A 13,711-nucleotide genomic window follows, 5' to 3' on the forward strand; every position below is an offset into this window, starting at 1 on the left:
TTTAAGCAATCATTTGATTCTCAAAATTGCCTAGCTGACTTGCGAGTGCTGTATTGCTCGTACCATAGACTTGAGAGAGTCGTCCTGTTTGTGCCAAGATGGTTCGCACTTGTGTGTTAGAGATGTCAGCGAGGTTACGCGCAGCAGCGATAGCAATTCCTGCTGCAATTCCAACTCCCTGTCCAACACCACAATTGAATTCCACAATTCTCCCAGCGGAAGAAGCATAACCAACAAATCCAGAAGCTGGACTAATAACCGCCAAGTTGGGTACATTTTTCATCAGAGCGTGCTGGATGCCGATATTGAACAAGGGCGGGTTCAGATATGCGAGATTGTTAAAACCTTTGAAGGCAGCTCTTTCATCTAAACCATTGATACCACCACGTATATCAAAATGGTAACCAAAGGTTCCCAAAGCTTCAGTTGGTGGTACACCGCCTGTAAGCATTTGCGATCCACTCAGGGGGTTTACAGCTCCTGTAATATTACCAGCATGACGAATATAAAGTTCCTCTGCAGGCTTCACCTGACTCGCGCCAATGCTTTCAAACCACTTTCTCACAAAGAGCATCTCACGCAGCATTTCTGGTGTTGGCTTAGCTTTGGCCCGTGCTAAAGCTTCTGCTTGGTCAGCATTAACTTTATACAACACTGCATTCCAAGACAACCTCCCCTGAGATAGAACTGCTACATTACCATTGTCAAGGATAGTACCACTAGACTCTAGAGACAAAGCAGTACCTCGAAAAGCGTGATAGGCAATAGAAAAAGCTTTGCTGCGAACGTCGATATAATCTTTGCCTGCGAACATTGTTTTGAGATTGCCTTTGGAATCAACCAGATCTTTTCTTAGCTGATCTGCTTTTGCTGTGTTTCCTCCTGCGGCAACATTTAACCATTTTTGAGCTTCTGTATCTGTGACTTTGGTGAAGCGTTTAAGATATAAATACTCTACATTTTTAAGTCTTTCAATACTCAACCCATGAGTTTCAAAGACTAAAGTCACTGCTAATTCTGAGTCAGGTAAGCCAAAAGTTTCAAACCCTTTAAGTTTTTTTACTCCAGCGGCTTGTGCCAATTCTGCATTTACAGTGCAGTCAATAAACTGTTTGCCTGCATAAGTTTCACCTTTAGTCAGTTCAATAGCAGTTATTTTCTGTCCTTCTTTGATAACAGACTTAATTTCAATATCGCTAATAATATCTGCACGTACCTCTTGCAACATCGCTCGCAAAGCGCTATCAGCCTTAACCGGATCAAGAGCAATTAGCGCGACTCCAGCTCGTTGCAAAAATTCTTTGTAGATAGCAGGTGGATCACCAAAGGTGTCCAAATTATTTGATTGACGAATTGCAGGGGGAACTGTAGAGCGGTCAAGATAAGATAATCCACCGCGCACTAAATGACCTCCAATTCCTAGTTTGGAATTTCCCTTCAACAGTAGCAAAGTTTGTGGGTATTGATTCTTTTGACGGTAGTATTCGCGTCCCGCACAAACCAGAGCAAGAATACCGGGAACTTCGTCTCCGAAGCAAATAATGTCATACGTGCGAGTTATGGTAGGCATAAGTTTTCTGCTTGACCCTCATTTTTTTTCATTTAATTCTCTAGATAATGTCAACAAGATAAGCTTTTGTCATTCCAGAGATGAAACGGTACCCTCACAGGTACTTTTTGAAGAACTGGACGCCAGTACTACCGCATTATCTACGTACTTTTAACAATTGTCAGTAGTTCAAGATATATACAGTTGTTCTCAGTTGCATACACTAGTACAGCGCGGCAGAAATAACTAGACAGTTAGGAATAACTTATAACTCTGATTCTGTAAGTATTTTTCTCTCCTGACTTCTGACTTCTGACTTCTGACTCCTTGCACTAGTCGTAACGGTTAAGGCGAGTTCACGTGCGTAAAAACCCGGTTTCTTGAAGAAACCGGGTTTCTGCCCGAGTGCTTATCCGAACTGTATTCGGGGCACGAAATATTGTACTCCCACAAATAACACTAATGACTCACAATGACCGCTTAGGGGAGACCGTAAAAATAAAATCAAGCGCCGTGTTTTACGTTAACGGGTTGGTGACGAAGGATCTAGATTTGACGGCTGGGATTTTATTTCAAGGCAAGTGCCTTAGCAACCACCAGCCCAAGTCACCCATTTGTGGGATAACCCTATGTGTACAGCCCCACTCATTTCGTATTCGATGATGGTTGCATCGGTGAAATCAGCGCCACTGAGTTCAGCTTCATTCAAGTTACTACCAATCAAATTTGCCTGACTTAAGTTAGCGCCACTTAAATCAGCACCACTAAGTTCTGCTTCAGTGAGGTTTGCCCATACTAAGTTTGCCCGAACTAGATTTGCACTCCGTAAATCTGCACGACTAAGGTTTGTTTTGTATAGATTGACATTAACTAAATCTGCGCCAATTAAGTTTATCTCACTTAAGTTAGCACCCATGAGGTTTGCGCCACTTAAGTCCGCATCTGTCAGGTTTGCGCGGCTTAAATCGCATCCACTCAAATTAGCTTGACTCAAGTTAGCTCCACTTAAATCTGCTCCACCAAAATTTGCACCACTTAAGTCAGTATCACTAAGGTTAGCTTGATGCAAATTAGCTCCATTAAAATTGCGTTCTCCTACTGCATATCGACTTAGGATTTGATGAATATCCATATTATCCCCTCGCAATTTCTAAAAATCAGAAGGTTTATTTGTTCAGTTGCACTTCACCCAAACCACACTGTATACTGTTTTTTATTGCTAGCAACCAGGATTTGATACCGGCGTTGCATTCTAGTATGTCATTATGATCGCAGCGTCAGCGCAAAATGCACGCTTGAGTACGTTACGACTAATCATGACAAGTTAGCTTTCTGATTGCAGCTTGGTATTAGCTATTGTTTGGAATATTATTTTATTTTCCTAGAGTTTCTATTTCTTGGAGCGTTTGCTTAACGGAAATATACTTCTAGATGTTCAAGAGTTCCGAAACAGTTGCCCCTCAAACATTACTCTCTACTGCTTGAACTAGAACACAAACACTTTGTTATCCTAAACTGCTTTTATGATCAAATTTCGTTGAGTCGTTAATTTTAGCACCATAAAGGTTAGTAAGCTTTAGATAAGCATTGCTGAGATTGCAACTGCGGAGGTCAGCATTACTAAGGTTTGCACTATTGAGGTTAGAAAAGTTGAGGTTTGCACCACTGAGGTTTGCACCACTGAGGTTTGCACCACTAAGATTTGCACCACTCAGGTCAGCATCACTAAAATTTGCACTTTTGAGATTAGCACTGTTGAGATTAGCTAGGCTCAAGTTAGCATTTTTGAAGTCAGTACCACTGAGATTTGCACTACTAAGGTTTGCACCACTCAGGTCAGCACCACTCAGGTTTGCACTACTGAGGTTTGCACCACTCAGGTCAGCACCACTAAGATTGGCAAGGCTGAGGTTTGCACCGCTGAGGTCAGCACCACTAAGATTGGCAAGGCTGAGGTTTGCACCGCTGAGGTTGGTACCGCTAAGATTCGCCTCTCTAAGGTCAGCGCTACCTAGCTTGGCGCTATTGAGGTTAGTACTGTCAAGCTTGGCATGATTAAGGTTCGCGCCATTGAGGTCAGCATTGAATAGGTTGGTACCACTCAGGTTTGCCCCTGTGAGATCAGCTCCTGCAAAGTTTTGGGCTGACAAGTTATCAGTTTGTGCTTCGTCAACGCGCTGGTTCAGGTTTGGAAGTTCTTGCAAAGATTCTTTAGCCATAGCGCAACTTTGACCAATTTAGATAGACTCTTGTTTGACTTGACAAGATATTCCTTGAGGGTCATATCTGTACTTTTAGCATTATTATTTATTTGCTAAAAATTGTAAAGCATGAGTTATTTTTGTCTCAGTAGCTCAAGCAAAGCTTGCTTAATCACCTCACTCACCAACTGATTTCCTTGAAAGTTAAGATGAATATGGTCTTGATACAAGGCTTTGGGGTTTTGGTTTGAGTTGAATATTGGTAGAAAATCTACGTAAGTGATTTGTTGCGTTTGACAAAATTTAGTCAGACGCTGACGCGCGATGACTTCATAATCGCGGGAGCCAGGCTCACCAATTTCTCGGAGTAAGGGAGTCATGACAACAAGGAATTGACTATTTTCCTGACGCACAAGTGCTTGGATTTTGCCAATTGCTTCTAGATTCAAGCCAACTCTATCGCTTTCTTCATTTTGCACTGCTTCTATGCCTGCTATTGGCGTTGGCTTAAATACATAACGTTGAAAAACTTCTATCAATGCTAAAGGCGGTTTTTTCTCTGGGTAGTTATGATTGCGTCCTACGGGTAAAGAGGTCGGAACTGTAGCAAACAAGTCATCGGTGTTAATGAGTAGCACAACTGCTTGAGCATTGAAATTGCTAAATTTTTGCAAATAAGCTAATTCATTTCTCGGTCCCCAAGAATTAGCTGAAGCATTCATCACTTCTACTTGTTGAAATAAACTAGCAACTGCTGAAGTTAGGGAACGCTGCATTAAGCTAGAAATCGTATTATTCTGGTCTGTCCACCAGCCGCCATTAGCTATCGAATCTCCTAAAAGTAGCACCCGTAAAGTAGATGGTAAAGGCGTCTTGGATATCGGTTCACTCCGCATTGAATACTGATTAATCTCAATGCGATGAGCAAAGCGACGGGTACGTTGGTTAGGAGCTAACAAATAACCAATCTGCTCATCACGAATGTATGTTAGGGGATTGCCAAACCCGAATACCAATCTTAATCCCACCTCTATGACTACAAACAATCCGAGCACAACCATTAAACTGATGAGCAGCACCAATTTCACTTGTTGAGTCCTAAATTTTGAGTTTTGAGTTCTGTATATTCTACCTTGGTCAACAGAGATTCTTCTTATATGGTACTGACTTAGTACAGACGCAAGGCATTACGTTATACATAATTTCACTGAGGAAATTTTTTTCAGAAAAATGCTTGACAATTTTCATGTCCTAAATAGCACCATTATTATAAGCAAATCTATGGATAAACTCGTATAAAATCAGATGATGTATCTATAAATATAAGTATTTGTAACGATGAAAATATTGCAAAGCTTAAACAAAATCATAATAGAAACTTTGCATAAAATGCAAACAAAAAGACTAAAATCAAAACGGACTGACTAGCACTGTAACAAAGGAGGATTACAAAGCTATGTCCGACTTAAACCGAGGAATTATGAAATTTGAGGGCGCTGATTCCCCAAAAGTCGTCACCATCTCTTCCGTGCTGCTTTTAGGGTCAATCATTGCACTGATCATTTGGGCGCTGCAAGCAGCCTACGCAGTGTACTAAGTATGATGATAGAACTCCCAACTTAGGGAGAGCTTGATGTATCATAGATGTCATCCTACGTATCAGAACTGCACTTCGAGTGCGAATGTTCTACTTAAGTATGACATCAAGTGTGAGTATTGTTGAGTACTCAAAAGCAAAGAAAGCTTCATTGAGCAAATGAGATAAGACACTGGCGAAGACAGTTTCTGTCACAGCCAAGTGTCTATTGTTATGCTTTAATGACGATTAGCAATCATTATTTAGAATTAGTATTTGAGATTTTAGATTGAAAACACATCTAAAATCCGAAAGCGAAGATGCTAGAACTTTGGGGTATTGTAATTGTTTTTATTGTCTGCCCTCTGTTAGGTGCGCTACCACTCATAGCTTGGCTGACTCAAGCCATGACAGGACGGCAAATAGCACAAATGGGTACAGGAAATATTAGTGTTTCATCTGCTTTTTACCACGGTGGTACGCTAGTTGGAATTCTGGCAGTTTTCTCTGAAGCGATCAAAGGTATCGCGGCAGTTTTACTGACTCGTGCTTTCTTTGGAGAGGGATCTGCCTGGGAATTGGTTGCTTTGATTGGTTTAGTATTAGGTAGATACTTGGCAGGAAAAGGAGCTGGCACGACTAATACTGTTTGGGGATTTACTGTACATGATCCTCTGGCAGCAGTGTTTGTCTTGTTACTTGCCAGTGCAAGTTTTACGATTGTGCGCTCTAGGCAACTGGCAAAATTTGGAATTTTAATTCTGTTTCCTTTGATTGTAGCGCTTCTGCATTATGAAGAGCCAGCCAGAATCATGGCTGCTGTTGCTCTTGCTGCGTTACTCGCTTGGATTTACAAACAAATTCCTGATGACTTGAATCTTCCTATTGAAGAAGCACAACTAGAATCACAAGCAGCGTTTAAATTTTTTCGAGGGAACCAAAATATTCTCACTTTAGATGACGAGTTGGATGCTGTTTTTGTAGGACAAAAGGCAAGTCGGTTAGCGGAAGTGAAACGATGGGGTTATCCAGTACCAAAAGGGTGGATCATTGCTCCGTATGATAACCCTGAACCGTTGATAGAAATGCTTCAGCCTTCAGACCTGTTACCATTTGTAGTGCGTTCCTCAGCAATAGGAGAAGATACAGAACTTGCTTCCGGTGCAGGACAGTATGAAACAGTTTTGAATGTGACTAGTAAACAGGAGTTGCGAGATGCGATCGCCCGCACTCGAGCTTCATACAATAGTCAAAGCGCAGTACAGTACCGACGGGATCGCTCGTTATTAGATGCAGCAATGGCGGTACTGATTCAACAACAAGTTCAAGGAGTCTATTCTGGGGTTGCTTTTACTCGCGATCCGATTACCAAGCAAGGAGATGCGATCGTCATTGAAGCTTTGCCAGGAAATGCTGTAAGTGTGGTTTCCGGACGAGTGACGCCTGAACAGTATCGCGCTTATGTGATTGAAACAGATAATTTCACTTCTATTCAATTAGAGGGTGAAGGAAACATACCACCGGCATTAATCAAACAAGTGGCATATCTGTCTCGACATCTGGAAGAACGTTACCACGGTATTCCCCAAGATATTGAGTGGACATATGACGGTCAAACTCTTTGGGTATTGCAAACTCGACCCATAACTACCCTACTGCCTATATGGACACGCAAAATTGCCGCCGAGGTAATTCCTGGATTGATTCGCCCATTAACTTGGTCGATTAATCGTCCTTTAACTTGTGGCGTCTGGGGAGGAATTTTTGCTTTAGTGTTAGGTCAACGCTCTGTCGGGTTGGATTTTAATCAGACGGCGACACTACACTATTCAAGATCCTACTTTAATGCCACCCTACTAGGAGAAATTTTCCGCCGCATGGGTTTACCCCCTGAAAGCTTGGAGTTTTTAACTAGGGGAGCAAAAATGAGTAAGCCTCCCATACAAACCACATTGCGGAATGTGCCCGGTTTGTTGCGTTTGCTGTCGCGGGAGTTTTTTCTGACGATGAGTTTTAACTGGGATAATCGCAGGCGTTTTGTTCCAGCGTTGTCTAGCTTAAGTCAAGAACCTGTAGAAAACCTCGATCCAGTAAAGCTGTTGGCAAGAATTAACTTTATTTTGGAGTTACTTCGCCATGCAACCTACTACAGTATATTAGCTCCATTGAGTGCGGCATTGCGACAAGCGATATTTCGGGTGAAAGATGGGGAGATTGATAACAGTCGGACGCCAGAGATCGGGGCATTACGAGCAATTCAAGATTTAGCTGTAGATGCTAGACAGATCTTACCTAAGTTTCACCCAGATAGAGTGTTTGAGCAGTTGGCACAAATCCCCCAAGGGCAAGAAATTTTAAAAAAGTTTGACAAATTGCTTCAACGTTACGGTTATTTGAGCGAAGTGGGAACTGATATTGCTGTTCCTACCTGGAAAGAAGAACCACAGGTGGTTAAGCAGTTGTTTGTACAATTCATGCAGACAAATGAACCTCCAAAACATAAAAGGCGTCAAAGGAAAAGGAAAAGAGGGTTTGTTCAAAAGCGTGTTCATCTTAAGGGACGAGTGACAGAGGTTTATTCTCAGCTTTTAGCCCAGTTACGCTGGTGTTTTGTAGTGTTGGAACAAGTTTGGTTAAAGTCGGGCTTACTTGAACAACCAGGAGATATCTTTTTCTTAGAGTTTGAAGAAGTGCGGCGTCTTGTTGAAAATTTTGAACCCGATTTTGTCGAACACTTGCGGGATTTAGTACAACTGAGGCGTACACAACTTGCACACGATCATCAACTCAATCCAGTACCTGTTTTAGTTTACGGCAATAATCCTCCCGCATTCCCTTTCCGAACAGCAATTCCTCACCCTGATCATGTTTTACAAGGTATTCCTGCTAGCCCTGGACAAGCAGAAGGACGGGTTAAGGTGTTGCGGAATATCCAGGATATTACAGATATTAACCAAGACATTATTTTGGTCGTACCTTACACAGATTCTGGTTGGGCACCTTTGCTTGTGAGAGCTGGAGGATTGATTGCTGAGGCGGGTGGACGACTTTCTCACGGGGCAATCATCGCTCGCGAGTATGGTATCCCTGCTATCATGGATGTTAAAGGCGCTACATGGTTATTGCAAGATGGTCAGAAAGTGCGGATTGATGGTTATAGAGGTATTGTGGAAATATCCAATGACTTGAGACCCGACTGGAAACCAGAGTAAACTACCTACCACTCTCCCGGAATACCGCCACAATGGTCAGGATTGTTGCATTTTCCGGGGATGAATGAGAAATCCACTATTGAAAGTTATTTCTAATATTGTAGAAAACTGTACAAACTAAAAAATGTCCAAGAAAGCTACATGATTTTTCTTGGCATTTTTTGTTAAATAAGGGACTTTTGGTTTCATACTGAGTCATCAAAAGTTATCAAATTGTATTGGTACAAGATGTGACTATCGCTACACTTTCTGAAACCCCTGCTAGATAAGCGTTATGAAAGTACATCTTGATAGTTAATAAATTGTTATGAATTTACCGTCTAGAAGACGGTAAAGGTTTAACGACTGAATATAATATGGTACATATTATATAAGTATTACAATTAAGACAATAAATAAAGAGTTATCATCTCACGCATCTTCACGACCAAACAAGGGTTAATAAACTAATAGAGAAATTGCTCCCCAAAGACAAGGCATGGAAAACCCAGGCAGATCACAGACAACAGGGCTGAGTTTAGAGCTTTTTCATGTTCAAACCGACACTCCTCTTGAGTTGCCGCCCAATTTTACGGCTATTCGGATTGGCAAACCGAAAGATAAAATCGTGCCCGATATCAATGTTGCAGGCTTCCCAGATGCGACTTTTGTTTCTCGACTTCATGCGGAGATTCAGGTAGAAAAAAAGACTTACTATGTCGTAGATCTGGGTAGCGTTAATGGTACATATCTCAACAATATTAAGCTAGATCCAAACAAGCGCTATCCACTTAAGTTTGGAGACAAAATAGACTTAGGTCATGGGGGTAAAGTCACATTCATATTTCTACAGAAACAAGAAATCGTTACTCAATCAGAAAACACCACACTGAACAATCCACCGACGGTGATTCAGATTGAATTACTTGAGAATACAAAACCATCTAAAATGGAGCGTTTTACCAAGTTTATGGGCTTGGTGTTGATGATTGCAGGAATTTTGATTTTAACAGTGAATACTCAGATTAGTTCTTCTGTACGTATTCCAGGTGTGCTTTTATGTGTTGCAGGAGTTGTCGTCCTCACCTGGCGTCGTACGTACCGTAATGTCGCATGGTTTTTGATGGCGTTAGGAATTACAATTATGTTTTTTAGTAGTAATGCCTTCTCGCCAGTATCTCTTTTGGCTATCCTCGCATCTTGCGCCTTATTAGTCGTTGGATGTCAACTATTGACTACTGGGAAAATCTTAAACTATGGTTTGAACAGAAATTACTAGTACTGCTGCCGAGTCAGTCAAAATTAGCTCCTGATTTTGAATTCTGCAAGAGCGGTACTAGTCATGCACAATTCTTCTCTAAAAAGAGAAGAGTTTTGTTATATTTTAGTTATTAAATAAAGATTTCATTATAAGAAATAATGTATAAAAGCAAGCATAAGAAAATCTTTAAAAGCAAATAGAGCTAGCACTTGGTTGCAATTACTGTCACACTAAAGAAGTAAAAAAGTTTTTTATCGTCAAGTATATGCCAGAAGTAGAACCTTCGAGGTATGTACTACAAAAAATACGACTAATGAGACATCGCGCACTACTACTCATAAATCGTCAAGCCCGCCGGGGACAAAACTGCTCACCAGAAGTCGTTAACTGTCTCAAGGAACTAGGCTTTGATTTGATTGAGAAGGAGACTCAACAACCGCAACATTTATACGAAGTCATTATCCGCTATCAACATGAAGTTGATTTAGTTATAGTTGGTGGTGGGGATGGCACTCTTAATGCTGCAGTCGATGCTTTAGTAGAAACGCAGTTACCTTTAGGAATTCTCCCTCTAGGAACTGCCAACGACTTAGCTAGAACTTTGGGAATTCCGAATTCTATTCCCGAAGCTTGCAAAATTATTGCCAATAATAAAACACGACGTATTGATTTGGGTTGGGTAAATGGTAAGCACTTTTTCAACGTAGCAAGTTGTGGGCTGAGTGTGAAAATTACGCAGCGACTCACTAAACAAGTTAAGCGTCGTTGGGGAATACTTGCTTACGCGATCACTGCGTTGCAAGTGATTTGGAAATCTCGACCTTTTACTACAGAGATTTGTATCAACGACACATGTGTCAGGGCAAAAACTGTGCAAATTGCTGTCGGTAATGGTCGATATTATGGTGGTGGTATGGCAGTCGTTCATGATGCCACAATTGATGACCAAAGGTTGGATCTCTACAGTGTGGAAATTCAACACTGGTGGCAAATTATCCCCTTGTTACCTGCTATGCGAAAAGGACGACATATTTTTTCGCCTTGTGTCCGTACTGTCAGTGGTCAAGAAATTGAGATTCGGACACGCAAACCACGCCCAATTAATACAGATGGTGAAATTACAACCTACACTCCTGCTCACTTTCGTGTGATTCCCAATGCTTTAGATGTGTTGGTACCATCAAAGATGTAAATCATGAATACGGAATTATGACTGATGAATGAGTAAGTTAGAAGAGAGGACATTTCACATCTCATAATTCATCATTACAATGCAGCTAAAATTTTCTCAAGATATTAAATTCCTGCTGCAAAGGTTAGCCGAACAACCCCTCAGTCTTGGCGATGTTCTGGCAGAAACCTCAGAACGTGGTTTTAGCGTAGTCATTACATTATTAGTTTTACCATTTTTATTTCCTGTTCCACCTGGACTAACTGGACCGTTTGGTGGTGCTTGCTTGATATTATCAGTACAAATGGCTTTTGGAAGGCGATCGCCTTGGCTGCCTAAAAAAATTGCTACATATCAATTTCCCCGTTCTTTTACTCAAATAATTTTAAAAAACCTACAAAGACTCACCAGAATTTTAGAAAAAATTACGCGTCCTCGCTTGGCAAAAATAGCAGAAAATCCTTTGGCTTGGCGATTCAATGGATTTTGTATTTCTTGGTTAGCAATTTTACTCATTTTGCCAATTCCTCTGACCAATCCCATTCCTCCAGTAGGAATACTACTCTTAGCAGTATCTACTATAGAATCTGATGGTTTATTGATGTGTGTTGGTTACATTTTCACGGTTTTGACAACTCTACTATTTGGATTTATCTTTTATGCTTTGTGGATGGCTCCCAGTTTATTGCCAACATTTTTCCAGTCATTTTAGGACTTACCAGAGGAGTCAAAACAATTCAAAATTCAAAATGTGCTGCGCACCGCTGCGCTAACAAAATTCAAAATTAAGCACGACCAGGCAGGATGAATCCGGGGGCTTGAAGCAAGGATGCTAGCCCCGTGCGGGGGCGCTCTTGCAAACGCTTTTTACTTTTTCCATATCTGAAGAAAGGGAAGATTTAATTTTTTTAGGACTTACGCACGCTTTCAAAAAGACCGCATTATGCATAACGTGCGCGCTCGTCAAGGAAGCATTGTCTGTATCTGCGGATCAATTGCACTGCGGCTGCAAAATTTTTCAGCTATCTACAATCCACGTTCCATCTTCTGCAAGTGCATAAGTTGATTTTACTGACACCGATATAAGAAGTAGAAGAAGGGCTTATATCCTCAGCTAGTTCAAAACCCCACTAAGTTGAGGTGATTTCTGTCTACTATGGCAGAATTTACACAATCAAAATTTTGTCAATGCGTAAGTCCTTCTTTGTAGCGATAGCTAGCCCCTTAGGGGGCCTGCGCTAACGCTGCTGCGCAGTCAGTTTAGAGACTTTGAACCAAGGTACAAATTCAAGGAGAAAATGATGAAAAAGCGACTCTGTCTAATCCTGCTTTTGGGAGTTTTTGTTGTAAACAGTTTCTTATTTATGCCCCAACCAGCATTTGCACAAGTCAGTAAGTTTTCTACAGCACAACAGCAAGCGCAGGTGGAAACCAGAGAATTGATTGATTTTGACGAAGCAGAGATTCGTCCTGGTACAGTTAGCGGAACCCTTGTCTTAGTTGTCAATGGAACCAAACCAGCGAGTATGCGAGTCAGTCTTGAACCACTTGTGTACGTGCGTCAACCTGAATATTGGGGGATTGAAGTCGCTGGGTATTTGCCTGAGATTAATCTACCAGCCATAGTCCCCTACAGTGTGAGTATTCCACTAGAAGGTATTCGAGGAACCAAAGGTGTTGAAGTTATTGGCGCAACGCGGTCTAAGCTATTATCTTTTGATAATGAGGACACAGATGAGTCACAGCAATTAAAGATTAATCGTGATTTGTGGAATCAGCAAAATCTCTCTAACTATCGTTATACACTAACGAACAGTTGCTTCTGTATACCCGAAGCTAGAGGACCAGTAGTCATTGAAGTGCGTAAAGGCAAAATGACTTCTATCACAAATGCAGAAACTAATCAGCCAGTCAATCCAGAACTATTCCAAGAATACGATACTATTCCCAAGCTTTTTGATTTGATTGGTGATGCCATTGCCCAGCAAGTAGCCAGCCTCACTGTACAGTACAATCCTACACTTGGCTACCCAACCCAAATTAACATTGATTTCAACAGCCAAATAGCCGATGAAGAAGTATTTCTCACAATTGAAAATCTGCAAAAGGTTAACTAAATTTGTGACGAGCAAATAAGACATTTTTGACGAAAACACAAAGCCTCAAATCATTACGAAAGAGGAAGTACGTTACAGTAAAAATGCTAATGTTGTCTACACAGAAGTACAAATTCTGCCTGACAACATCAAGGTTCCTGTCCAACAAGTTAGCCCAAAAGCGTTCAATTCAACCAAGTTGAACTGATTAAAGTCTTTGAAGGTGCAGTAGAAAACATATTCAGAGTGGTAAGAAAGCACCCTGTTAGCTAGCTTCACTTAAACAAATTTCTCTGCACCTTTTACTCATAATTGAGTCAAGTCATACAGCAGCAATTCCTGAGTCAGGAGTCAGAAGTCAGGAGTAAAACAGCCTTCATAGCTAGCTTTTAAGTCTAGGTTCTGTACCTCACGCACGAACAAACTGCTGTAAGGTATGGCATCAACAAGGGTTCAAGACGGAGGGTTTCAAAATTATTTCTTTTTTTTGAATCTTGTTAGCGCAGCGGGACGCAGCGGAGCCGGAGCCGCTCCGCCTGCGGTCCATTTTGAATTTTGAATTTGAGCGGAGCGAGGGTCAATACGTAATAGGCGGTGGGGTGCATTTATTTCAAGCATTGAGTGAATTGCTATAAGCCTTATATTCTATTTAACACAATTCAATTT

10 protein-coding genes are annotated in these 13,711 nt (G+C 41.2%); 6 read left to right on the top strand and 4 right to left on the bottom strand.

Annotated elements, in window-relative coordinates; translation table 11 throughout:
* Nucleotide 1: 1 nt before the first annotated feature.
* The 4 genes from DP117_RS16605 to DP117_RS16620 all read right to left on the bottom strand — a co-directional run bounded on the left by DP117_RS16605 (nt 2) and on the right by DP117_RS16620 (nt 4,838).
* Nucleotides 2-1,570, bottom strand: coding sequence for an FAD-dependent oxidoreductase (locus DP117_RS16605; protein WP_169219395.1), 1,569 nt, complete (start codon nt 1,568-1,570; stop codon nt 2-4).
* Between the two features lie 565 nt (nt 1,571-2,135).
* The gene (locus tag DP117_RS16610; protein WP_169219396.1) at nt 2,136-2,681 is read right to left on the bottom strand and encodes a pentapeptide repeat-containing protein; all 546 of its coding nucleotides are present in this window, start codon (nt 2,679-2,681) and stop codon (nt 2,136-2,138) included.
* A 373-nt stretch (nt 2,682-3,054) separates the two neighbouring features.
* The gene (locus tag DP117_RS16615; RefSeq protein ID WP_169219397.1) at nt 3,055-3,768 is read right to left on the bottom strand and encodes a pentapeptide repeat-containing protein; all 714 of its coding nucleotides are present in this window, start codon (nt 3,766-3,768) and stop codon (nt 3,055-3,057) included.
* A gap of 116 nt (nt 3,769-3,884) precedes the next feature.
* Complete coding sequence (locus tag DP117_RS16620) at nt 3,885-4,838, bottom strand: SGNH/GDSL hydrolase family protein (protein ID WP_169219398.1); 954 nt, start codon at nt 4,836-4,838, stop codon at nt 3,885-3,887.
* Nucleotides 4,839-5,206: 368 nt separating this feature from the next.
* Here DP117_RS16620 and DP117_RS16625 point away from each other — a divergent pair, with 368 nt between their 5' ends.
* From DP117_RS16625 to DP117_RS35395, 6 genes are all read left to right on the top strand, one after another.
* Nucleotides 5,207-5,347, top strand: a complete 141-nt coding sequence (locus tag DP117_RS16625) for a hypothetical protein (RefSeq protein ID WP_169219399.1) — start codon at nt 5,207-5,209, stop codon at nt 5,345-5,347.
* A 299-nt stretch (nt 5,348-5,646) separates the two neighbouring features.
* Nucleotides 5,647-8,538: a glycerol-3-phosphate acyltransferase gene (locus DP117_RS16630; RefSeq protein WP_169219400.1), complete on the top strand. Its 2,892-nt coding sequence runs from the start codon at nt 5,647-5,649 to the stop codon at nt 8,536-8,538.
* Nucleotides 8,539-9,016: 478 nt separating this feature from the next.
* Nucleotides 9,017-9,796, top strand: coding sequence for an FHA domain-containing protein (locus DP117_RS16635; RefSeq protein WP_169219401.1), 780 nt, complete (start codon nt 9,017-9,019; stop codon nt 9,794-9,796).
* Between the two features lie 295 nt (nt 9,797-10,091).
* A complete protein-coding gene (locus tag DP117_RS16640; protein ID WP_169219402.1) occupies nt 10,092-10,970 on the top strand; it encodes a lipid kinase in 879 nt (292 codons plus the stop codon).
* A 79-nt stretch (nt 10,971-11,049) separates the two neighbouring features.
* Nucleotides 11,050-11,661 carry an exopolysaccharide biosynthesis protein gene (locus DP117_RS16645; RefSeq protein WP_169219403.1) on the top strand — a complete coding sequence of 204 codons (612 nt, stop codon included), beginning with the start codon at nt 11,050-11,052 and terminating at the stop codon, nt 11,659-11,661.
* A gap of 652 nt (nt 11,662-12,313) precedes the next feature.
* Nucleotides 12,314-13,066 carry a DUF6174 domain-containing protein gene (locus DP117_RS35395; protein WP_211176153.1) on the top strand — a complete coding sequence of 251 codons (753 nt, stop codon included), beginning with the start codon at nt 12,314-12,316 and terminating at the stop codon, nt 13,064-13,066.
* Nucleotides 13,067-13,711: the final 645 nt, after the last annotated feature.

This window comes from Brasilonema sp. UFV-L1 (genome assembly GCF_012912105.1).
Classification (GTDB): domain Bacteria; phylum Cyanobacteriota; class Cyanobacteriia; order Cyanobacteriales; family Nostocaceae; genus Brasilonema.

Coding starts and splice junctions, on each gene's coding strand:
- DP117_RS16645 (WP_169219403.1), top strand. CDS start 11,050: ATGCAGCTAAAATTTTCTCAAGATATTAAATTCCTGCTGCAAAGGTTA.
- DP117_RS16615 (WP_169219397.1), bottom strand. CDS start 3,768: ATGGCTAAAGAATCTTTGCAAGAACTTCCAAACCTGAACCAGCGCGTT.
- DP117_RS16605 (WP_169219395.1), bottom strand. CDS start 1,570: ATGCCTACCATAACTCGCACGTATGACATTATTTGCTTCGGAGACGAA.
- DP117_RS16625 (WP_169219399.1), top strand. CDS start 5,207: ATGTCCGACTTAAACCGAGGAATTATGAAATTTGAGGGCGCTGATTCC.
- DP117_RS16640 (WP_169219402.1), top strand. CDS start 10,092: ATGAGACATCGCGCACTACTACTCATAAATCGTCAAGCCCGCCGGGGA.
- DP117_RS16630 (WP_169219400.1), top strand. CDS start 5,647: ATGCTAGAACTTTGGGGTATTGTAATTGTTTTTATTGTCTGCCCTCTG.
- DP117_RS16610 (WP_169219396.1), bottom strand. CDS start 2,681: ATGGATATTCATCAAATCCTAAGTCGATATGCAGTAGGAGAACGCAAT.
- DP117_RS16635 (WP_169219401.1), top strand. CDS start 9,017: ATGGAAAACCCAGGCAGATCACAGACAACAGGGCTGAGTTTAGAGCTT.
- DP117_RS35395 (WP_211176153.1), top strand. CDS start 12,314: ATGCCCCAACCAGCATTTGCACAAGTCAGTAAGTTTTCTACAGCACAA.